At 48.8% G+C, this 23,584-nt stretch carries 16 protein-coding genes; all 16 read left to right on the forward strand.

Features of this window, described 5'->3' with window-relative positions:
* The first annotated feature begins 21 nt into the window (after positions 1–21).
* The 16 genes from HB364_RS20065 (at position 22) to HB364_RS20140 (ending at position 23,584) form a co-directional block, all read left to right on the forward strand.
* Positions 22–873, forward strand: a complete 852-nt coding sequence (locus tag HB364_RS20065) for an FkbM family methyltransferase (RefSeq protein WP_167290110.1) — start codon at positions 22–24, stop codon at positions 871–873.
* Entirely contained in the window at positions 830–2,038 is a 1,209-nt protein-coding gene (locus HB364_RS20070; protein WP_167290111.1) for a glycosyltransferase family 4 protein, read from the forward strand. Before HB364_RS20065 ends, HB364_RS20070 begins: the two co-directional genes overlap by 44 nt.
* Entirely contained in the window at positions 2,035–3,165 is a 1,131-nt protein-coding gene (locus HB364_RS20075; protein WP_167290112.1) for a glycosyltransferase family 4 protein, read from the forward strand. Before HB364_RS20070 ends, HB364_RS20075 begins: the two co-directional genes overlap by 4 nt.
* Before the next feature lie 11 nt (positions 3,166–3,176).
* Positions 3,177–4,355 carry a glycosyltransferase gene (locus tag HB364_RS20080; RefSeq protein WP_167290113.1) on the forward strand — a complete coding sequence of 393 codons (1,179 nt, stop codon included), beginning with the start codon at positions 3,177–3,179 and terminating at the stop codon, positions 4,353–4,355.
* Entirely contained in the window at positions 4,355–5,548 is a 1,194-nt protein-coding gene (locus HB364_RS20085; RefSeq protein ID WP_167290114.1) for a hypothetical protein, read from the forward strand. Before HB364_RS20080 ends, HB364_RS20085 begins: the two co-directional genes overlap by 1 nt.
* A gap of 31 nt (positions 5,549–5,579) precedes the next feature.
* Positions 5,580–6,614 carry a polysaccharide deacetylase family protein gene (locus HB364_RS20090; RefSeq protein ID WP_167290115.1) on the forward strand — a complete coding sequence of 345 codons (1,035 nt, stop codon included), beginning with the start codon at positions 5,580–5,582 and terminating at the stop codon, positions 6,612–6,614.
* A complete protein-coding gene (locus HB364_RS20095; RefSeq protein WP_167290116.1) occupies positions 6,586–7,584 on the forward strand; it encodes a GNAT family N-acetyltransferase in 999 nt (332 codons plus the stop codon). Before HB364_RS20090 ends, HB364_RS20095 begins: the two co-directional genes overlap by 29 nt.
* A gap of 139 nt (positions 7,585–7,723) precedes the next feature.
* Positions 7,724–8,914, forward strand: a complete 1,191-nt coding sequence (locus HB364_RS20100; protein WP_167290117.1) for a glycosyltransferase family 4 protein — start codon at positions 7,724–7,726, stop codon at positions 8,912–8,914.
* The gene (locus HB364_RS20105) at positions 8,877–9,494 is read left to right on the forward strand and encodes a sugar transferase (RefSeq protein ID WP_167290118.1); all 618 of its coding nucleotides are present in this window, start codon (positions 8,877–8,879) and stop codon (positions 9,492–9,494) included. The genes HB364_RS20100 and HB364_RS20105 overlap by 38 nt, the downstream gene beginning before the upstream one ends.
* Complete coding sequence (locus HB364_RS20110) at positions 9,491–10,456, forward strand: ATP-grasp domain-containing protein (protein WP_167290119.1); 966 nt, start codon at positions 9,491–9,493, stop codon at positions 10,454–10,456. Before HB364_RS20105 ends, HB364_RS20110 begins: the two co-directional genes overlap by 4 nt.
* Complete coding sequence (locus HB364_RS20115; protein WP_167290120.1) at positions 10,440–11,105, forward strand: HAD family hydrolase; 666 nt, start codon at positions 10,440–10,442, stop codon at positions 11,103–11,105. The genes HB364_RS20110 and HB364_RS20115 overlap by 17 nt, the downstream gene beginning before the upstream one ends.
* A gap of 5 nt (positions 11,106–11,110) precedes the next feature.
* Positions 11,111–12,268, forward strand: coding sequence for a DegT/DnrJ/EryC1/StrS family aminotransferase (locus HB364_RS20120; RefSeq protein ID WP_167290121.1), 1,158 nt, complete (start codon positions 11,111–11,113; stop codon positions 12,266–12,268).
* A gap of 39 nt (positions 12,269–12,307) precedes the next feature.
* Positions 12,308–14,308: a polysaccharide biosynthesis protein gene (locus tag HB364_RS20125; protein WP_167290122.1), complete on the forward strand. Its 2,001-nt coding sequence runs from the start codon at positions 12,308–12,310 to the stop codon at positions 14,306–14,308.
* A gap of 53 nt (positions 14,309–14,361) precedes the next feature.
* Positions 14,362–16,791, forward strand: a complete 2,430-nt coding sequence (locus tag HB364_RS20130; RefSeq protein WP_167290123.1) for a T9SS type B sorting domain-containing protein — start codon at positions 14,362–14,364, stop codon at positions 16,789–16,791.
* A gap of 18 nt (positions 16,792–16,809) precedes the next feature.
* The gene (locus HB364_RS20135) at positions 16,810–19,383 is read left to right on the forward strand and encodes a PA14 domain-containing protein (protein WP_167290124.1); all 2,574 of its coding nucleotides are present in this window, start codon (positions 16,810–16,812) and stop codon (positions 19,381–19,383) included.
* A gap of 457 nt (positions 19,384–19,840) precedes the next feature.
* Positions 19,841–23,584, forward strand: a complete 3,744-nt coding sequence (locus tag HB364_RS20140) for a PKD domain-containing protein (protein ID WP_167290125.1) — start codon at positions 19,841–19,843, stop codon at positions 23,582–23,584.

The following is a 23,584-nucleotide window of genomic DNA, read 5'->3' on the forward strand; positions in this document are numbered from 1 at the left end:
CTACATCTTAAATCTTACACAGTGAAAGGACAAAAATTCAACAAGCAGGTGGTAACTACGCTGAGGTTCATTTACAGGATGGGTCTTATCAAGACACTACTGCTTAGTATCAGCATTTTTGCAGCGGCTGAAGAGTATAAAGCCAGATGGAAAGGGCGCCATGTGCATCTCCGAAAAGGCACCACTGACTTTTGTGTATTCCGGCAGGTGCTGGCTTTTGAGCAGTATAATATAAAAGCACTGAAGCCTGAAAGGGTGAATGTGATTGTAGATCTGGGCGCCAATATCGGCCTCTCGGTTATTTATTTCAAAAACAGGTATCCACAGGCGCAGATCATTGCCGTAGAACCGGAAAAAGCCAACTACGATTTGCTGGTGAAGAACGTTGCCGGCTTGCCAGCCGTTCATTGTATGAACAATGCCATCTGGCACTCCCATAAAAACCTGGGGGTATTTGATAATGGCGGTGGTGCGTATAGTTACCAGGTAAAAGAAGAAAGTAAGGAAGAGAAAGCAGTCGTGCAGTCCGTTACGATCAATGACATTATAGAGATATACCAGCTCCGGAAAATTGACCTGTTGAAAATTGATATTGAAGGATCTGAAAAAGAGCTTTTTTCTGATAACTACGCATGGCTGCACAAAGTGGGTTGCATCGTGATAGAAGTACATGATTGGTTCAGGCCTGGCTGTGCCGCTGCCTTTTTCCGGGCTATCAGCAATATGGATTATACCCTGTCATTTAAAGGAGAAAATATTACTATCCTGTTTGGAGATACCGGGCAGCATTCGCCGGCAGACAAAATTGCTATAGAAGAAAATAAAAGCAATGGAACCATTGGCGACCACTACAACTACAGGGCTGAACAATAAGCAAGGCGCCAGACTCCTGGTCGGGAGACAGCCGGCTGCAGCAAAAAAGGTCTTGTTTGTGATTGACACCTTACAGCCAGGTGGCGCCGAACAAAGCCTGCTGGACATCGTTACCCGCTTCCAGGAGCTACAGCCGGTTGTTTGCCATCTTTACGCAGGTGATCTGTTAAAGCAACAGTTTATTGACAAGGGGGTTACTGTACACTCCATAAACCTGCGGAAGAAATATGGCTTTTACAGTGCCTGCAAAAAATTAAAAACAGTGGTCAGAACAGAACAGCCGGACCTGGTAGTAGCCTGTTTAACACGGTCCGAGCTGGTAGCGAGGATAGTAGCATACGCCTGCCATATACCGGTAGTGGGTACATTGGTAAGTGACCTGTATGGAAAGGCCTATAACCAGTTCTTATCAGGGAAAGCAAAAATAGGGGTTGCACTATTCAGGTTGCTGAACAAAACAACGGCCCGGTTCTGTAAAGGATTTATAGCTAACTCTGCGGCGATCAAAAAAACGAATGCTATTCAATTGGGGATTCCGCCAGAGAAAATTGAGGTGATCCATCGGGGCAGGGACAGCCGGCAGTTCACCTTCCGGCCGCATAGCATACTTCCGGGAAAACCGGTCCGTTTCCTTAGCATTGGAAGACTGGTATTGGTTAAGGGCCAGCGTGATCTCATTCTGGCCTTCCAGGCCTTTCTGCAGCTTCATCCCGGCGCCACGCTGCATATTGCCGGCGAAGGGCCCGAACGGGCCTCCCTGTCGGCCTTGATAAGGGAGCTGCAACTAACAGAGCAGGTGACGCTGTTGGGAAACAGGAATGATGTGGCCACGCTTATCCGGGAGTATGATTGTTTTGTGTTCCCTTCCCGGAGTGAAGGCTTCAGCGGCGCCCTGGTAGAAGCCATGCTGTCGGGGCTACCTGTACTGGCCAGCAACATACCCGCCAATAAAGAAATGATCAGGCACCTCGAAACCGGTTACCTGTTTGAGACCGGCTCAGTAGCTGGCATTACCGGCGCCCTGGCATGGTTCACCGGCAACAGGCAAATGGCAGGAGAAATGGCCGCTAAAGCACATGAACAGGCACTGCAGCATTTTGAACTGGACGCGATAGCCCGCAAATGGGAAAATTATTTGAATAAGGTAACTACCGGAAAAACATGACCATCCTTCACCTGGTTCAAAAGCCTCAAATGCGGGGCGCTGAGATCTTTGCAGCGCAATTGGCCGCCCATACACACCGGCATGGTCATAAAGTCATTTTAGTGGCTGTATTCCCCGGTAATGTTCAATTGCCATTTGATGGAAAAACACTCAACCTCGGCGGAAAACCAGGCCATCGCTTATGGAATATCCGGGCATGGCGCAGGCTGGCCCGCATCATCCGGGAAGAACGGCCTGATGTGATCCAGGCTAATGCCGGCGATACCCTGAAATACGCTGTATTTTCCAAACTTGTCTTTGGCTGGAAACAACCCATTGTTTTCCGGAATGCCAGCACCATCAGCCTGTATATTAAAACCTGGCCCGCCAGAATATGGAACGGCTTTCTTTTCCGGTATGCCGATAAGATCATCTCCGTCAGTAAAACATCGGCTGCTGATTTTGTGGTGCTGTTTCCCGGTTGCAGGGACAAGATCATGGTGGTTCCAATAGGCATTGAAGAAACACCGGTAATAGAAAAAAAAGATACTGCCAGGCACAATGGCAGCGGTGTGGCGCCTGTATTGGTGCATGTAGGCGGGTTTACCTATGAAAAGAATCATATACGGCTTATTGCTATTTTCCAGGAACTGTTAACCATCTATCCCCATGCCCGCCTTCACCTGGTGGGTGATGGCCCCCTGAAAAAAGAGATGGAAGAAATTGTACGGCAAAAAGGATTAAGCGCCAGCATCAGGTTTTATGGCATACAGAAAGAAGTGATGCCCATCATTGCAGCGGCTGATGCGCTGCTCCTGCCCAGCATCATTGAAGGGCTGCCCGGCGTCATCCTGGAAGCCTTTTATTGCAAAATACCTGTAGTGGCTTATGATGTGGGAGGGATAAAAGAAATACTGGTGAATAATGATACCGGTCTTCTTGTACAAAAAGGCGATGAAACCGCCTTTGTCAATGCTATCCGGGAAGTGATCGAAAATAAAGAGGAAGCAATTTTCCTGGTGCAAAATGCTTACCAGTTAGTTATATCGGGATACCTCAATAAATGGATCGCCAGGAGGTTTATCAGCATTTACGAATCAGTGGTACGGCATTGGAAAGAAATATACCATATTCAAAAAGTAATCTAGGCGCCTGTAACATGACAACAGCAACAACACCCGTTTCGAAAAAGGAATATATCCTGCAACCACCTCGGGTAGCCATCCTGCATATCATAAAATCACTGGGCCGGGGAGGCGCAGAATTGCTGTTGCCTGCATCATTGAGTACGCATGACAAAGAAAAGTTTGACTTTCACTACCTGTACTTCCTGCCCTGGAAAAACCAGGTAGTTCATGAAATAGAACAGGAAGGAGGAACGGTGGTATGTTTCCCGGCAAAGAACAATGTTGAAATCATCATGAAAGCGGGGAAGATCGCTGCCTATGTAAGAGCACATAATATACAGCTCATCCATTGTCACCTGCCCTGGGCCGGTATTGTTGGCCGCATCGTAGGCCGCCTCACCGGTATACCGGTGGTATACACGGAACATAATAAATGGGAGCGATACCACAAGCTCACTTATTGGATGAACAAACTAAGCTTTGCCAGCCAGCAACAGGTGATCGCCGTTTCGGGCGAGGTAGCCAGGTCTATTCAAACACATTACCATAGAGAGAGACCCCGTATACAGGTGGTGCAGAATGGTATTGATACCGGCAAATTCACCCGCTGCCGGCACATGGAACGGGATATACGCAGGGAATTGAACATCCCGGCAAACGCCACCGTTATTGGCATTGCCTGCGTATTCCGTGTGCAAAAGCGTCTTACAATATGGCTGGAAATAGCCAGCCGGTTACAGAAAAAACACCCTGGTATCCGGTTCATCATAGTGGGAGATGGTATATTAAGAAATGAAGTGCATCAAAAGGCCCGGGAACTGGATATGGAATCACATGTATACTTTGCCGGCCTTCAAACGGAGATGCGGCCCTGGCTCAAAGCCATGGACATTTTTATGATGTGCTCTGAATTTGAAGGGCTGCCCATTGCTTTGCTGGAAGCCATGAGTATGGAGTGTGTGCCGGCCTGTACTGATGCCGGTGGTATACCCGAAGTGATACGGGATGAGGTGAATGGTTTGCTGGTGCCGGTATCCGATCCCTGGCAACTGGCGCACCGGCTGTCGGCCTTGTTATTCCAGCCGAAAAGATTAGCCCTTATGAAAAGAGCCGCCCGCCAAACAGTAGTACAGCATTTTAGCATGAAGAAAATGGTAGCCTGGTTGGAGACCATCTATAACCGGGTAATACAAAACAATCCCAGGCGGTGATGGGTGCATTGTTCTTAATATTAGGACTGTTTGGTATTACCCTGCCATTGCTCCAGGCGGTGAAAGCACATTTTACGGCATTGCCGGCGGGGCTTATGAGAAAACTCTATTGGTACCATATCCTGTTTGCTGCCATTTACTACATCTATGTACAATCTTCTGCCTCGGATTCCGTGGCTTATTACGAGCGTTCACAAACGGAGTATGAAAGCTGGGCAGCAGCCTATGGCACCGGCACGCCTTTTATTGATTTCCTGGCATGGCCATTTATCAACTATCTCGGGTTCTCTTATGAAATGATGATGGTATTATTTGCCTGGCTCGGTTACTGGGGATTTGTTTTTTTCTACATTGTATTCCGGGAAAACATTCGCTTTAAACATTCCCTGCAGGGCATTGACCTGGTAAGCCTCATCATCTTTTTGCCCAATATGCACTATTGGACAGCCTCACTGGGCAAGGGGTCTGTTATATTTCTCGCTCTTGGCATGGCCATGTATGGCCTCAGCCGGTTGAAGAGCAGGAAGATCGCTTTGCTCATTGGGTTACTGATCATCTATCATGTACGCCCCCACGTGTTTTTCCTGATGGGCCTCGGTATCCTGGCAGGATTGATAACAGCGAGGGCAAGAGTACCGTGGTATCAAAAGCTCCTCGTATTTGCAGGGGTGGGAGTAGCTGTCTTCTTTTTGTATGATGATGTCATGGCCTTTGCCAACCTGGACAGTGAGAACCTGCTGGAGAGTTTTGATCAGCTTGCCGCTCAACGTTCTGTGGAGCTGGCCAAAGCCGGTTCCGGAATTGATATTTCGGGTTATCCACTGCCATTGAAGCTATTTACCTTTTGGTTCCGCCCGCTGTTTGTGGATGCACCCGGTCCCATTGGCTTCATTGTATCTTTTGAAAACCTGTTCTACTTATGGATGGCTGCCGGCGTGTTCAACGGTAACTTTACCGGGTTCATGCGAAAAAGTCCGGCACTGGTAAAAACCAGTGCAGTTGTTTTCCTGGCCACTTCCTTTGCTTTATCCGGCGCCCTATCCAACCTCGGCATCATCATCCGGCAAAAAAGTATGGTCATGTATTTTTTTCTCTTCATCCTGCTCGCCTTCATGGATTATAAAAAAGGCATCGTAGTCAATAAAAAGAAAAAGGCTATGGAAAGGAGGCTGTCACAGGCCCCTGCTCTGTAAGAAGTGCTACATCTAAGAAAATCCTTGCAATATGGAAGGCATCTTTACTATATCACTCGATTTTGAACTCCACTGGGGCGTCTTTGATAAAAAGGACCGGCAGAAAAGAGCAGCCTGTTACCGGAATACCCTGCAGTTAATACCCCGTATGCTGGAGCAGTTTGCTGCCGCCAACGTACATGTAACCTGGGCTACGGTAGGAAGTTTATTTGCAAAAGACCAGCAGGAGTGGGAATTGTTGAAGCCGGCCATTGAGCCCGGCTACAGCCTGGAGCAATATTCAGCTTACCGGTGGGTAGCGCAGCATGGACTTTCTCCGCAATACCACTGGGCGCATTTTGCCCCGCAAACCATTAAAGAAATCCTCCGTTATCCCGGACAGGAACTGGGTTCACATACCTTCAGTCATTTCTATTGCCTGGAACAACAGCACGAGCCAATGGCTTTTGAAGCTGATTGCCGGGCAGCACAAAGGGCGGCTGCCTTGTTCAATACAAAACTTACCTCCCTGGTATTCCCCAGGAATCAATTCAACCCGGCTTATCTCAAAACATGCTTCGAACAAGGCATTACTACTATACGTACCAATCCGGTTCACTGGTTCTGGAGCCCCGTGAGCAACAGGGGGGCGGGCATTCTCCGTAAAATAATGCGCACAGCAGATGCGTATATACAGGTAGGTGGTACCAGGACCTCTTACCCGTTGAGCAGTGTCCAGGTAATACCAGGTGAGCCATTACGTTTACCTGCCAGCCGCTTTCTGCGCCCCTGGCGATCTGAATACAGGTTTGCCAACAAATGGCGTTTAAGGCGGCTATGCCAGGAACTGCGTACGGCTGCCATCCGGAAAGAATGCTATCACCTTTGGTGGCACCCGGAAAACTTTGGCGATCATCCGGAAGAAAACATGGAAAGCCTTCGCATCCTGTTACAGCAATACACAACATGCAGGGAGCAATATGGTATGAAAAGCTGGAACATGGGAGAGTATGCCACCCATCTGTTTGGAGTAAGTCAGCAAAATTGTATACAAAGCCATGTTGGTGCGACCAGCTACCCCCAATGACAGGACGGCGATCATAGACCTGCTCCGTAAATCACTGGGTGAATCGTCTATTCCCAAATCAGAAGCTTTATGGCAGTGGAAACATGAGCAAAATCCGTTTGGACCCTCTTACATATTGGTGGCGGAAGAAGAGGGGCAGCTCATTGGGGTCAGGGCCTTTATGCAATGGGAGTGGGTGCGCAATGGAAAAATATACAGGGCTGTCCGTGCGGTGGATACAGCCACCCATCCGGATTTCCAGGGAAAAGGGATCTTTAAAAAACTTACACTGCAGCAAGCGGAGAGTTGCCGCCAACAGGGTGTATTGTTTGTATTCAATACACCCAACGGGCAAAGCCGGCCCGGCTATTTGAAAATGGGATGGATAGTACAGGGCAGAATGCCGCTCAAGTGCAAACTTCTGCGGCCTTTCTCCATAGTCCGGGTCCGGCTTTTTGACAAAAAAAAATATGCCCGCCAGGAAGGAGATCCGACTCCTTTCCAGAAGTGGACATTTGATGTATTGAATATCCCGGATGATTACGTTCAGCAGGAGGGACAGTTATCAACGGTGCTTTCACCGCAGTACATATCCTGGCGGTATGCTAATAATCCACTGTACACCTACAATTATTTTACCGATCAGGAGCAGTTCCTGCTCATCGGCCGTATCAAGCGGCATGCTTATGCCAAAGAGCTGCGGCTGGTTGATTTTGTGCAGTTCGACCTACGCGCCGATGAGTCTTACTTACGCAAGGCCATTAAAAAGCAGGTACTGTCATTTTGTGAGCAGCACCAGATAGATTTTATCTCCTTCTCCGGTTACCAGTACCGGGCTTACCGGCGCTGCTTCCGGTGGATGGGCTTATTGCCGGTACGGCAATTGGGGCCTGTAATTACGCTGAAGGACCTTAACATGCAGGAGAATTTTAAGTATTTATTAAACACCAAAAACTGGTGTTATTCCATCGGTGACCTGGAGTTGTTTTAACAACTTATACAGCGGATGCTCATTCCTCCGGGAGCTGCGCTGCCGCGCGCTCCATGTGAGGAATGAGTACCGCACCAACGAAGCAAAAGAAAGTCGAAGCAAACGCCCACTTGCCATTCACCACTCACCACTTGCCAAAATGAAGCCAAAACTCATCCGCATCACTACAGTACCTGTTTCATTGAAAGTATTGTTGCGGCAGCAGCTCCAATTCATGTCGGACCATTTTGAAATACTGGCCGTTTCATCGCCCGGTAAGGAGCTGGAAGAAGCAGGCGGGAATGAAGGCGTAAGAACTGTGCCTGTTGCTATGACGCGGTCCATTACACCACTGAAAGACCTGAAGGCTTTATGGCGCTTATACCGGTTATTCAAAAAAGAAAAGCCAGACATAGTACACACCCATACGCCCAAAGCCGGGCTGCTGGGAATGATAGCGGCGCGCATAGCCGGCGTACCCATACGGCTGCACACGGTGGCAGGACTTCCGCTCATGGAACAAAAAGGCTTCAGAAGAAAAATACTGCAATATACCGAACGTGTAACCTATCTATGCGCTACCAAAGTATATCCCAACTCCCGTAACCTGGCCGGCTTCCTGCTGCAGCACAGGTTCTGTAAGGCTGGTAAAATACAGGTAATAGGCAATGGCAGCAGCAATGGCATTGATACGGATTTCTTCCGGTTGACCGAAGAACTGGGAGTAACGGCCAGTCAATTACGAAAAGAGCTGTCATTGGGTACCGGCGATTTTGTGTTTGTTTTTATTGGCAGGCTCGTCAGGGATAAAGGCATTGAAGAGCTGGTAGATGCTTTTATGGCATTGAAGAAAAAATATACGGGTATAAAACTTTTGCTGGTAGGCCCCTTTGAACCCGATCTTGATCCGCTGCCGCAGCATACTGCCGCCACCATTGCGTCTGATAAAGATATTATTCACGCCGGCTTCCAGCAGGATATACGTCCCTGGCTGGCGATAAGCCATCTATTGGTATTTCCTTCCTACCGGGAAGGTTTTCCCAACGTACCCATGCAGGCCGGTTGCTTTCACCTGCCGGCCATTGTTACCGATATCAACGGTTGTAATGAGATCATAGAACAGGAGCGCAATGGATGGGTGATCCCTGTAAAGAACAGGGAGGCGCTCCGGGATGCTATGGAAATATTGATGGTCAACCAGGTGCTGTATGCCCAATTGAAAAGGCAGGCCCGGCAAATGATTGTGGAGCGGTATGAACAAAAACATTTCTGGAGTCTCTTGTTGCATGAATACACCGATCAACTAAGCAAACATGTACCTGTATCGCCACTATGGCAAGCGGTTCATTGACCTCGTCGTTAGCTGCATTGCTTTCGGGCTGCTGCTGCCGGTTATTGTGCTCATCACCGTGCTGCTTTGCCTGGTGAACAGGGGAGATCCTTTCTTCTTTCAGCACAGGCCCGGCAGGAATGGGCGGATATTCCGGCTGTTGAAATTCAGGACCATGAACAACAGGAAAGATGCAGCAGGCAACCTCCTGCCCGATGAAGCACGCCTTACCGGTTTTGGAAAGTTCATTCGTAAAACCTCCCTGGATGAGTTGCTGCAACTCATCAATGTGATCAAAGGCGAAATGAGCCTGATCGGTCCGCGGCCTTTATTGATAGAGTACCTGCCTTTGTATTCGGCCAGGCAAAACAGGCGGCATGAAATACGGCCGGGCATCACCGGCTGGGCGCAGGTCAACGGGCGCAATGCCATCAGTTGGGAACAGAAGTTTGAACTGGATATATGGTATGTTGATCACCTAAGCTGGCAATTGGATAATAAGATACTATGGCTTACCATAAAAAAAGTATTTAAAACAGAAGGCATCAGCCAGCAGGGACATGCTACGATGCCCTGGTTTAAAGGCGCAGACAATTCATGAACATTCTTATCACATCTGCCGGACAAAGGGTTTCCCTCGTAAGGGCCTTTAAAAAGGAATTAACAAAAGCCTACCCCGGGTGCCAGGTATTTACTACCGATATGTGTCCTGAATTAAGTGCTGCCTGCAATGTATCTGACGGATATTTTCGTGTACGTAAAGTTACCGACCCGGCGTATATAGACGAACTACTGGAGCTTTGCCGCAACAACAACATTAAAATGGTGGTGCCCACCATTGATACAGAGCTGATGGTGCTGGCATTTCAGAAAGAAATATTCAGCAGGGAAGGCATTCATATCATTATATCTTCCCCTTCCTTTATAGAGCAATGCAGGGACAAGCGGAAGACCCATGTATTCTTTCAGCAAAGAGGTATTGACATACCCGCGGCTATTGATAAACAACATCCCCGGTTCCCCTTGTTTATTAAACCTTACAACGGAAGCCTCAGCGTAGACACCTATGTTGTTCACCGGGAAGCTGATCTGTCTGAATACCACCTGACCAGTGAGCGTTTTCTTTTTATGGAATACCTGTCCAGGGAGTACCATGATGAGTATACCGTGGATATGTATTACGACAGAACAGGTCATGTTAAATGCATCGTACCACGCAAACGCATGCTGGTAAGGGCCGGTGAGATCAATAAAGGCATCACCAGCAAGAACGGTTTGCTTACTTACCTCAAAGAAAAGCTGGCCTGGATTGAAGGCGCTGCCGGCTGTCTCACAGCGCAGTTCTTCCTGCACAGATTGTCAGCCAGGATCATTGCCATCGAGATCAATGCACGGTTTGGCGGCGGTTTCCCCCTCAGCTACCAGGCAGGGGCCAATTACCCCGGCTGGCTCATCGAAGAATACTTTAAGGGTGGAGCAATTGCTTATACAGAAGATTGGGAAGACCAGTTATTAATGCTTCGTTATGATGATGAAGTGATCATACATGGATATACCAATTAAGCCCGGCCACTTTTTCATCTTCGACCTGGATGATACATTATTCCCTGAGATAGACTTCCTCAGGTCAGGGTTTAAGGCCATTGCTGCAAAACTGGTTCCCGTGAGCGGGATAGGTATTTATGAAGAAATGATGCAGCGGTATCATAACGGAGAGCATGTATTTCAATGGATCATTGATCAATACCATGCATTACTGCCAGACCTTACGATGGATTGCTTATTACAGGAATACCGGGAACATGTACCGCATATCACCTTGAGCCGGGATGCTGCCGGCTTATTACAGCGTTTGGCGACGCTTTCTATTCCGGCCGGTCTCATCACCGACGGCAGAAGCATTACACAAAGGAACAAGCTGAAAGCATTGCAACTGGAAAACTACTTCCGAGATGTTATCATTTCCGAAGAATTTGGTTCAGCAAAACCCGATGAAAGGAATTACCGGTATTTCGAGGACAAATATCCTGGTCATGAATTCTATTACTTCGGTGATAATACCGGAAAGGATTTTGTTGCGCCGGCCCGGCTTGGCTGGGTCACTGTTTGTCTCAAAGACAGGGGCACGAATATTCATCCACAAACATTCACTGCATCCCCTTGTCCTGCCTGGGTGATCACTTCTTTCGATGACGTACAGCTTATACAGTAAACAGCATGGAGGAAAAAATATGGTTGTCATCTCCCCACATGGGAGGCAGGGAATCAGGCTATGTGAAGGAGGCTTTTGATACCAACTGGATTGCGCCATTGGGACCGCATGTCAATGGATTTGAGCAGGACCTGAGGGCATTTTTACAGGAGGAAGTAGAAGTAGCAGCGTTAAGCTCAGGTACGGCAGCTTTACACCTGGCCCTGGTGCTGCTGGGCGTAAAAGCAGGAGATGAGGTCATTTGTCAGTCGATGACATTTGCAGCATCAGCCAATCCCATCGTATACCAGGGAGCTGTTCCGGTATTTGTGGACAGTGAAGAAGCTACCTGGAACATGTCGCCTGAATTGCTCGAACTGGCTATTCATGACCGTATACGGCTGGGTAAAAAGCCGAAAGCCATTATTGTAGTGCACCTGTATGGTATGCCGGCCCAAATGGACACTATCCTGTCTATTGCGCGGCAATATGAAATACCGTTGATAGAAGATGCTGCTGAAGCGCTGGGCTCTGTTTATAATGGCCAACAGGCAGGTACATTCGGGGATATAGGCATCTTTTCTTTTAATGGCAATAAGATCATTACCACTTCCGGTGGTGGTGCGCTGGTATCCCGCAATGCGGAATATGTCAGCAAGGCCAGGTTCCTGGCCACCCAGGCCCTTGATACAGCGCCGCATTATCAGCATTCACAAATAGGTTACAATTACCGTATGAGCAATGTGTGTGCGGGCATAGGCCGGGGCCAGATGGAAGTACTGCCGCAACGTATTCTCCAGCGCCGCAACAACTTTAACTTTTACAAAAAGGCCTTTGGTGACATACCCGGCATACGGTGTATGGAAGAACCAGGCCCGGCTTATTATTCCAATCATTGGTTAACTACAGTACTCATAGAAGGGAGCCAGTTTACGCGCGAGCAAATACGCCTGGCGCTTATTCGCGATAACATTGATTGCAGACCCCTCTGGAAACCCATGCACCTGCAACCGGTATTTGCCGGCACGCCTTATTATGGCAACAATACCAGCGACCGGCTTTTTGAAGCAGGGCTATGCTTACCCTCCGGTTCCAACCTTACAGAAAACGACCTGAACAGGGTAGTGGGGCGTGTACGCGCTGCCGCCGCTATCGAAGCAAACGTACTCACCGATCACCACTGACCACTCACGGCAATCATTCACTTAAAGCTACTGCCAATCATGAAAAAATTATTCTTTACTGCCAGATCAGTCCCCAGGTGGGTTGTATTGATGGTGGACATAGTCATCAGCGGCGCCTCTTTCTCACTGTCTTACTTTATTGTTAAGCAATTCGAATTCCCCATCATACTGCGCGGGCATTTCTTTATCTACACAGGCGTGTATTGCATCATGACCCTGTTGATCTTTTATGGTATGCGTATCCATACAGGCATCATCCGGTATTCCAACATCCATGATATGATGCGCATATTCCTGGCGGTGCTGCTGGTAAGCCTCCTGTACCCGGTAGCTATTGAGTTTTTTGTGGCCAGGCGGTACAACATACGTTCTTTGAACATAGCCGGCGTACTCATCGTCAACTTCTTCATCGCCTCTTCCCTGCTCATCCTGTTGCGTACGGTGGTGAGAGGTTTCTATTACTATGTGAAAAGAATATCCAATACGCACAGGGAAAATGTGCTGGTCTATGGAACGGATACAGAAGCTATCCTTATTAAGCAGGCCATAGAATCCAGTCCCACCAATAAATTTGTAATAGCAGGCTTTATCGATACCAATCCCGACCGTATTAACTCTTATATTCAGCAGGTAAAGATCTTCCATATCCGGGCACTGGGTCTCCTGAAAATCAAAAAGAACGTGGATAAGCTCATCCTGATGAACAATCAACTGACCAGCCAGGATAAAAAAGCCGTTATTGAAAGATGCCTGCAGGTGGGAATCAAAGTGCTCACCGTGCCGCCTGCCGATCAATGGGTGTATGGCAGGCTAAGCATACGGCAGATCCAGGAACTGAGCATTGAAGACCTGCTGCAACGTGAGCCCATTGTCATCAATGACCAGAACATAAGCAGTGACCTGTGTGGCAAACGTATCCTGATCACAGGAGCTGCCGGTTCTATCGGGGCCGAGATTGTGCACCAGGTATTGTCTTATCAGCCGCATACAGTCATCCTTTGTGACCAGGCCGAATCGGACCTGCATGAAATGCAACTGGAAGTGGAAGGGAAATATCCTGATGTCAACATCAAAATATTTATTGCCAGCATCAGGGACCGCAACCGCATGGAGATCCCTTTCCGGGAATACCATCCCGATATCGTATTCCATGCAGCGGCTTATAAACATGTGCCCATGATGGAAAAACATCCGGCAGAAGCTATCCTGACCAATGTGATGGGCACCAAGATCGTGGCCGACCTGGCCGTCTTCTTCAACGTGCATAAATTTGTGATGATCTCTACCGATAAGGCCGTGAACCCTTCCAACGTAATGGGCACCTCCAAACGTATTGCTGAAATGTATGTGCAATCGCTCAGCAACATGGTACAGAATAAATCGGCCGATGATATCGTTCACATTCATAACTCCTGGAGCCGGCAATTCGTTTTTAATGCCATGCACTCCCAAACAAAATTCATCACCACCCGCTTTGGTAATGTGCTCGGGTCGAACGGCTCTGTCATTCCCCGGTTCCATGCGCAGATTGAAGCAGGCGGACCGGTCACTGTTACCCACCCCATGATCACCCGCTTTTTCATGACCATTCCCGAAGCAGTACAATTGGTGCTGGAAGCGGCTACCATGGGCAAAGGGTCAGAGATCTTTGTATTTGACATGGGGCGGCCGGTTAAAATTGTTGACCTGGCAAAGAAAATGATCCGGCTGGCCGGTCTGGTGCCGGAGGAAGATATAAAGATCGTATATACAGGTTTGAGGCCCGGCGAAAAACTCTACGAAGAATTACTCAACAGGGAAGAAAAAACATTGCCTACCCATCACGATAAAATAAAAATTGCGCGGGTAGTACCCTGTTGTGATGAGGCGGTGATAGAAATAGAAGAACTTATCAGCATCAGCAGGCATGGAGATGATTATGCGCTCGTGAAAAAGATGAAAGAGCTGGTGCCGGAATTTATGAGCAACAACTCCGAATTTGAAGAACTGGACCATATACCATTAAAAAGAGGCTACATACGACGGGAAGCCGCTTATTAATGGTTGAAATGCATTCAAAATCATTATACTGATGTCAAGCCAATAACCATATCATGAAAGCGTGCCTGCTTTTTTTGATCATGAAGATGTGTGTCATTCAGGCGGCCTATGCACAGCAGGAAATTAACAACTGGTTTTTTGGATACAATGGCGGATTGAACTTTAGCAGCGGCGCTCCGGTAGCAACACCCGGTAGCTTACGGAGCTGGGAAGGATGCTCGTCAATTAGTGACAGGAATGGCAACCTGCTGTTCTATACAGATGGTATTGCCGTATGGGATAAGCTGCACCAGGTAATGCCCAATGGTGCTAACCTCTCAGGAGATACCCTTTGCACACAATCGGCGCTCATTACCGGTTATCCGGGCAATGATTCCCTCTTCTATATCTTTACGGTAGCGAAAGAGACCGAACCGAAAGGACTTCAGTACACGCTTGTTAACAGGAAGCTCAACGGTGGGCTGGGCGATGTGGTGGTAGCACAAAAGAATATACCGCTGCTCACCCCGGTATGTGAAAAAGTCACTGCCGTAAAGCACGGCAACGCCAATGATATATGGGTCATCACACATAAGTTCGGCACCAATGAGTTTTATGTATATGAAATCAATTGTGCGGGCCTCAATACCACACCCCGCATCATGGCTGTTGGTAATATGGCCGATAGGATAACCAACTCCATCGGTTACCTCAAAGCATCGCCCGATGGTACTACACTGGCCATGGCCGGCTTTACTTCTGTAGTAGAAGTATTCGACTTTGATATATTAACGGGCGCCATTACCAACCCGCGTATCATTGTGGCCAATCCCAACAACATCACCGGTCCTTATGGTATTGAATTTTCCGGCAACTCAAAACTCTTGTACGTAAGTGAATCCTACAACAACAATGCTTCCGGCGCCTTCTTTATTTTCCAGTATAAAATTGATACGCCGGACATCGTTGATTCCCGGACAGCCGTTGATTCGGGATATGCCAATGCTGCCGGAGCGCTGCAACTGGGCCCCGATGGCAAGATCTACATTGCTTATGACCAGCAGCCTTTCCTGGGCGCTATTACCAATCCTGATATAGAGGGCCTGGGATGTGGCCATGTCAGGCAATATGTGGGCCTGTCGCCCGGAACGATCAGCGGTGTTGGATTACCCACTTCAGTAGCAGGATACAAACGGACTTTATTAAGTGAGGATACGACGCTTTGTGAAGGGGGAAGGGTGGTTGCCAGGGTGCGTTTACCTGGCACCACCTTTCTATGGCAGGATGGATCAACCAGGGATTCCCTGGTCATCACAGCGCCTGGTACCTATTGGGTGGAAATTAACCACAACAACTGCATTTACCGGGATACCCTGCAGGTCATCTGGGGTCCAAAACCAGTGATCAACCTGGGGAAAGACACTGCCCTCTGCGCCAATAATTATCCCTTGTGGCTGCAGCAAACCATTCCCGGTGCCACCTACCTGTGGCAGGATAGTTCCGTCAATAACAATTACCTCGTCACCGGCCAGGGCACTTACTGGCTGGAAGCCGCACTCAATGACTGTTTGGCCAGGGATTCGATACGGGTAACCACCAGGCCCGTTACCACTTTCAATTTGGGCAACGATACATCAATATGTGAGCAGCAGCAGTTACCGCTTGGCATTGCCGGCGGCTTTGCGGCTTATACCTGGAGTAATGGCAGCCAGTCGGATAACATCATCGTTACAGATAGCGGCTTGTATTGGTGTGAAGGGGTTAACCCGGCAGGATGTCCCTGGCGCGATAGCATCCGGGTGGCCATACGGCCACTGCCTGTATTTTCTTTGGGCAACGATTCCATACTATGCGAGGGAAATACCTTGCTATTGGATGTCAGTAATGCAGGCGACCAATACCTGTGGCAGAATGGTTCCACACAACCCCGGTACCGCATAAATAACAGTGGTATGTATCATGTAACAGTGAGCAAGGCTGGCTGCAGCCGGTCCGACACCATTTCAATAAGCTATAAAATAACGCCAAGACCCGACCTGGGGCCTGATAAAGAAATGTGCCCGGGGCAGGTATTGGTGCTTGATCCCGGCATTAGCGGCATTCCCTATACCTGGCAAAACGGAAGTACCCAACCTTCTTTTACAGTAACAGAACCTGGTGTTTATTCGGTATCAATAACCAGTGAATGCGGCATTATACGTGATGAAGTCGTCATCAGGAAAGGTTCCTGTCGCCTCGCTATTCCCAATGCATTCACACCGGACAAAACCAGCAACAATACCTTCCGCGTACTCAATGCTGCAGGGCTCAAAACCTTCAGCCTGCAGGTATTCAACCGGTGGGGACAATTACTATTTCAAACCACCGATCCATCCAAAGGATGGAATGGTTACCTGGGCAGTGCACAGCAACCTGCCGGTACCTATATATATATGGTATCCTACCTCGATGAAGCGTCAGGCAAAAAAATATTGCATAAAGGACTCTTTATACTTATTCGCTGAGTTCATTAACCGTGTATTATGAACAGAAGAAACTTTCTCCGGAACATTTTACTAACAATTGTTTGCCTCTTCCTCATACCAGGCGTAGGCGCGCGGAAAAGAAAGCTGCGGCGCTTTGCCATGGGTTGTTCACCCACCGGAGCCGATAGCGTTACAGGCATCACCGGCACTGTCAGCAGTGTACAATCAGGCAAATGGTCCGACCCCGCTACCTGGGGAGGAAAAATACCGGGCAATGCAGATACGCCGGTTATTACTACAGGACATACCATAATATATGATATAGCACAAGACACGGTAGCTGGGATCAATATCAGCAGTGGTGCAGTGCTTTTGTTCGACGATAGGATGTCTGCTACCTTACAAACCACGGCCAATGTAGTAGTGGAAGGGAAATTAGTAATGCGTCCTGCTGCAGCGGCTGTTATTCAAACATTGCGCTTTACAAGCATTAATGAAAATAAATTTGTAGGTGGTGGTATGAATGTATTGGCCACCGATGTGGGCTTATGGGTCATGGGCGCGGGTCAACTGGACCTGGCAGGTACTTCCAAAACATCGTGGACAAGAGCCACTGGTCCTATCAATGCCGGTGCTGCAACAGTTCCGGTAGAGAGCGCTATTGGCTGGCGTGTGGGCGATGAGATCAGCATTACACCTACTGAGCCGCCCACGGTGGGTATTGCTTTCACAACAGGCTTCGAGGAAAGAACAATTAAAAGCATATCCGGTACTTCCATCACCCTCAGCAGCGGCGCCGGCCGGCCGCATCCAATGGTCAACAACCTGTGGACGGCAGAGGTCATGAACCTCACCCGCAATGTAAGGATTGAAGGCACAGAGAAGGGAAGAGCGCATATCTTCATCCGCTCTTCCAGTCCGCAAACCATTGTGTATACAGCCATCCGGTACATGGGGCCGCGCAAAGACAGGGGGGGGTCCAATGCTACCGAACTGGTGGCAGGCAGGTATGGTATGCACTTTCACTATTCACTCGATGGCAGCCGCGGCTCGCTGGTGGAAGGCAATGTGATCAGGGATACCGGTAACCATAGTTACGTACCGCACGTATCAAACGGCATCAAATTCGTAGACAACATAGCCTATAATATATTAGAGACCGCCTTCTGGTGGGACCCCGGCGAGCCTACCCATGATGTGATCTATGATCATAACATAGTGGCCATTTGCGGGTTTGTCCGTGACTCCCTCAACATGAATGCAGAGAATGCACCCACTTTTTCTTCCAGCGGCTTTGGCCTCAATAGCGGCGATAGCAACATTTGCAGGAACAATGTTGTGGTGGCCGGCGGTGAGGGCGATTATGCCGATGGTGGCGCCTACAACTGGGAAGCGGTCATCAATGAAGGTATATGGACCTTCACAGGCAATATGGCGCACAACAATGGCAATGGCCTGCGGGTATGGCAAAATTCCACCCGTAACCATGTAGTGGAAGACTTCATTGCTTATTATAATGGTGTAGGCATCTTTCATGGGGCGTATGCCAACAGCTATACCTACAATGGTGGTATATTATATGGTAATGCCCTCTACATAAAAGCAGCCTCCTCCAACTCCAACCGGGTACGGGTAGAGAACATGACCATTGATGGCGCAGGCATTATTGCTCATGGCATTGAAGTGATCCATAGTCCTTTGCCCGGCGATCGTCCTGTATTCATCCGCAACGTCACCATCCGGGGATGTAAAGTGGCTGCTATTGTAGATTCGGCTGCACCTGAAGTACACTCCACCGATCTTATTCAATGCACCATGGAAGGCGCCATTATTTTACATAGAGATGCAGCAGCAGGAGAGACCATACGGGTACAACCCCGGGAAGGACAAGCCTACAAGCTCACCAAATCCGGAACAACCAACATTACACCTTTTGCAGCTACGATCTGGGGCGCCGGCAAGGGGCTGAAAGGCGAATACTTCAACAGCAGCAATTTTACCAATCCTGCCATGACGCGCATTGATTCTAATATCAGCTTTACAGAATGGAGTGCTGGCGTGCATTATACCATCACCGGCAATACCTATTCAGTGCGGTGGACAGGCCTGATCGAAGCGCAGTTCTCCGAAACCCACACCTTCTACCTCGGCTCCGGTGGAGGGCACCGCTTGTGGATTGGTAATAAGCTCATATTAGATAGCTGGACAGAGCACTATCCCGATGTATACCGCGCTGCACCGGTAACATTGGTAGCAGGAGAAAAATATGCGGTCAGGCTCGAATACTTTAATACGACAGGAGGCACTGGTATGGGATTACTGTGGAGCAGCCCCAGCCTGCCCCTGGAATATGTGCCCCAAAGCCAGTTGTATGCGGAGGCCATCACATCTCCCACACCACTGCCACCCGTGCAGGAAACAATAGTAGTGGGCCGCATTGTACAGAATTATATAGAAATACAAAGCCCGGATAATTCATTTTATCAACTCTATGATCCACTTGGTCGCCTCTTGAAACGTGGCGCACTCATACAGGGCACCAATTACATTTACGTCTCTCACTTTAGCAAGGGAGCTTTATTCCTGAAACTAAACGGTATCAGGAAAGCCTACAAGCTCATCAAAATGTAATCCCCCCTCTTGTCATTTTAATGTATTGCCGGTTCTTCCCTTCTCATTTCTTTACATTTCCTTCTCATTCTATTTCCCTACTCTGGCGCAAGTATGCAGCTCAGCCATGTGCCTGGCGTACTTGTGTCCAACCCGCCCTGGTTCGTGTCCTCACGAACCAGTAACGTCTTTCTCTTCTCTTGTCATCTGCTATCGAAGCAAACGCACGCCCATCTTCACTTTCCATCTCTTACATTTCTTCTCTTTCTATTCCATCCAGGCAAACGTTCATTCGTTATTCAATTGTTATTACTCGCCATCAAAAGCTTGATGCGCGTCAATTTTACACATATTGTGCATGTGAATAAAATCCTTTACAGATAGTGATTCTTCTAAAAGTTGGCATTTCAGGCACCATACTTGTGTCAATCTAGCCACTGATTTCTTAAGAGAAAAACCTAATAAATTAATCACCTTTATGAAAAACACCAGAAGACGCTTTCTGCAAAGCGTATCTCTGACTGCCACCGGTATGGTTCTACTTCCCCCTCCGGTTGGCGCTAACAAAAAAAGTACCCGTCGTTCTTCTACTATTGCTTGTGCTCCCCAAAAAATGTTCGCGCTTACAGGTACAGTGAGCAGTGTACAATCAGGTAAATGGTCCGACCCTGCAACATGGGGAGGCAAGGTGCCTGCTGCCACTGATACACCACTCATTGCTGCCGGACATACAGTTATATATGATGTGACGCAAGTTACGGTGGCAGGGATTAACATCAACAGCGGCGGTGTACTTTCATTCGATCCTGCACAATCCACTACCTTACAAACAACGGCCAATGTGGTGGTACAGGGAAAGTTAGAGATGCGTCCTGCTACGGCTGCAGTGATTCAAACACTGCGTTTTACAGGCATTGATGAAACTAAATTTATAGGTGGCGGTATGGATGTACTGGCTACCGATGTGGGCCTATGGGTCATGGGCGCCGGTAAGCTGGACCTTGCAGGCACTGCTAAAACGTCCTGGACAAGGGTTTCAGGTGCCGTGGCTGCTGGTGCAACCACAGTCGCAGTAGAAGGGGCAGCAGGCTGGCAGGTGGGCGATGAGATCAGCATTACGCCTACCGAACCTCCTACAGTGGGTGCTGCTTTCTCCACAGGTTTTGAGGAAAGAACGATCAAAAGTGTATCCGGAAATTCCATTACCCTCAGCAGTGGCGCCAGCCGTTCACATCCCGTAGTGAATAACCAGTGGGCTGCAGAAGTGATGAACCTTACTCGCAATGTAAGGATTGAAGGAACATCTACTGGCAAAGGGCATATATACATCCGGTCCACACAAACGCAGTCCATTAAATATGTTGCCATCCGGTATATGGGTCCCCGCAAAGATAGGGGAGGTTCCACCGCTACGGAGTTGGTGGCAGGCAGGTATGGTATGCACTTCCATCACTCCATGGATGGTAGCCGGGGTTCTGTCATAGAAGGTAATGTGGTCAGGGATACCGGCAACCACAGCTATGTGCCACACGTGTCGCACGGCATCAAATTCATAGATAACGTAGCGTATAATGTAATGGAGACTGCCTTCTGGTGGGATCCGGGCGATCCTACGCATGATGTGATCTATGACCATAATATTGTGGCCATCTGTAAATACCTGGGCGGTTCATTAAACATGAATGCAGAAGACGCGCCTACTTTTTCATCCAGTGGTTTTGGCCTCAATACCGGCGATGGTAATATTGCCAGGAACAATGTAGTGGTAGCCGGGGGTGAAGGTGATCATGCCGATGGAGGTGCCTATAACTGGGAGGCCGTGATCAATGAAGGCGTATGGATCTTTACTAATAACATGGCCCACAATTGCGGTTGTGGCCTGCGGGTATGGCAAAACTCTACCCGGAACCACGTCATAGATGATTTTATTGCCTATCATAACAATTGGGGAATGTTCCATGGTGCCTATGCCAATAGCTATACCTACAATGGAGGATACTTTTATGGTAATGGTATAGAGGTCAAAGCAGCCTCTGCCAATACCAACCGCGTAAGATTGGAAAACATTACCATTGATGGCGCTGGTATCATTGATTATGGTATCCAGGTTATCCATAGCCCCTTGCCTGGTGACCGTCCTGTATTCATGCGCAACCTCACCATCAAGGGATGTAAGGTAGCCGCTATCCTCGATTCCGCGGCGCCGGAAGTGCATTCTACCGATCTCATTCAGTGTACCGTCACCGGGGCCATCTCACTGCACAAAGATGCAGCAGCAGGGGAAACCATCCGGGTACAGCCCAAATCCGGACAGTCTTACCAGATCACCCAGTCAGGAACAAGTAATATAGCTGCCTTCGCTCCTACGATATGGGGCACGGGCAAAGGATTAAAAGGGGAATACTTCAACAGTGCCAGCTTCACCAACGCGGCCATGACGCGTATTGACTCCAATGTGAGCTTTACCGAATGGAGCGCCGGCGTGCATTATGCCATTACAGGCAGCACCTATTCTGTAAGGTGGACAGGAAAAATAATGCCCCAGTATTCAGAAGCATATACCTTTTACCTCGGTTCCGGTGGTGGTCACCGGCTTTGGATAGATGGCAAACTGATACTGGATAGCTGGGTGGAGCATTACCCGGATTCTTTCAAATCCATTCCCATCACACTCGTGGCAGGACAACTTTATGATATTAAACTGGAGTATTTTAACACGAGTGGCGGTACAGGTATGGGTTTACTGTGGACCAGTCCCAGCCTGGCACTGGAATATGTACCACAAAGCCAGTTATACAGTGATGCGGTAGTTGCCCCTGCCAACCAGGTGCCCATTGCCAATGCAGGAGCGGATATTGTGCTCACCCTGCCAACCAACAGCACTACGCTCAATGGTTCGGCTTCCAAAGATCCCGATGGCAGCATTACTGCCTATGCCTGGTCAAAACTGAGTGGCCCCACACAATTCACCATTGCCAGCCCGGCAGCAGTTACTACTGCCTTGACCAACCTGGTGGCAGGAACCTATGTGTTCCGGTTAAAAGTGACCGATAACAAAGGCGCTACCCATGAAGATGATGTTACTGTAACCGTGAATGCAACGGCCAACCAAACGCCGGTAGCCAATGCAGGAACTGATATTGTGCTCACCCTGCCTGCCAACAGCACTACGCTCAATGGTTCGGCTTCCAAAGACCCGGATGGTAGCATTGCATCCTATGCCTGGTCAAAAGTGAGCGGCCCCACACAGTTTACCATTTCCAATCCCGCCGCTGCTACTACTGCCTTGACCAACCTGGCGGCAGGGGCGTATATATTCCGGCTGAAAGTAACAGACGATAAAGGCGCTATCCATGAAGATGATGTTACTGTAACAGTCAATGCGGCAGCTAATCAATCGCCGGTGGCCAATGCAGGAACAGATATTACGCTTACCCTGCCGGTCAACAGTACTACGCTCAATGGTTCGGCTTCCAAAGACCCGGATGGCAGCATTGCAGCCTATGCCTGGTCAAAAGTGAGCGGCCCCACACAATTCACCATTGCCAGCCCGGCAGCAGCCACTACGGCGCTGACCAATCTCGTGGCAGGTGTGTATGTGTTCCGCTTAAAAGTAACCGATAGTAAAGGCGCTACCCACCAGGATGATGTTACAGTGACGGTTAGCGACGTGGCGAATAAGCCGCCGGTAGCCAATGCTGGTTCTGATGTTGTTATCAGCCTGCCGGTCAATGTAACGGTGTTGAACGGATCGGCTTCCCAGGATACGGATGGTACGATCATATCTTATACCTGGACAAAAGTAAGCGGCCCTTCACAGTATACCTTGAACACCCCGGATGCCATTTCTCCTGTGCTCTCCAACCTCGTGGAAGGCGTATATGTTTTCCGCCTGCAGGTAAAAGACAGCAAAGGGTCAACGGCACAGGATGATGTAACGATCACCGTGAAAGCACAGCCGTCAGAAGGATCAACAGTCCTTACGCTGAAGGCGGGGCCTAATCCATCCTACAGTACTTTTACCCTGCAGATCACCAGCACTAACGGCAGTACTCCCATTGTCATTGGTGTATACAATAGCCGGGGTAACCTGGTAGAGCGTATCGAAAGGACCGGTACCAGTATCACCTTGAGTGTAGGCTCAAGCTGGCAGCAGGGAACCTACTATATCGTGGTAGAACAGGGAAGTATAAGAAGGCTGGCCACCCTGATGAAGATATAG

The organism is Paraflavitalea devenefica, assembly GCF_011759375.1.
Lineage (GTDB): Bacteria > Bacteroidota > Bacteroidia > Chitinophagales > Chitinophagaceae > Paraflavitalea > Paraflavitalea devenefica.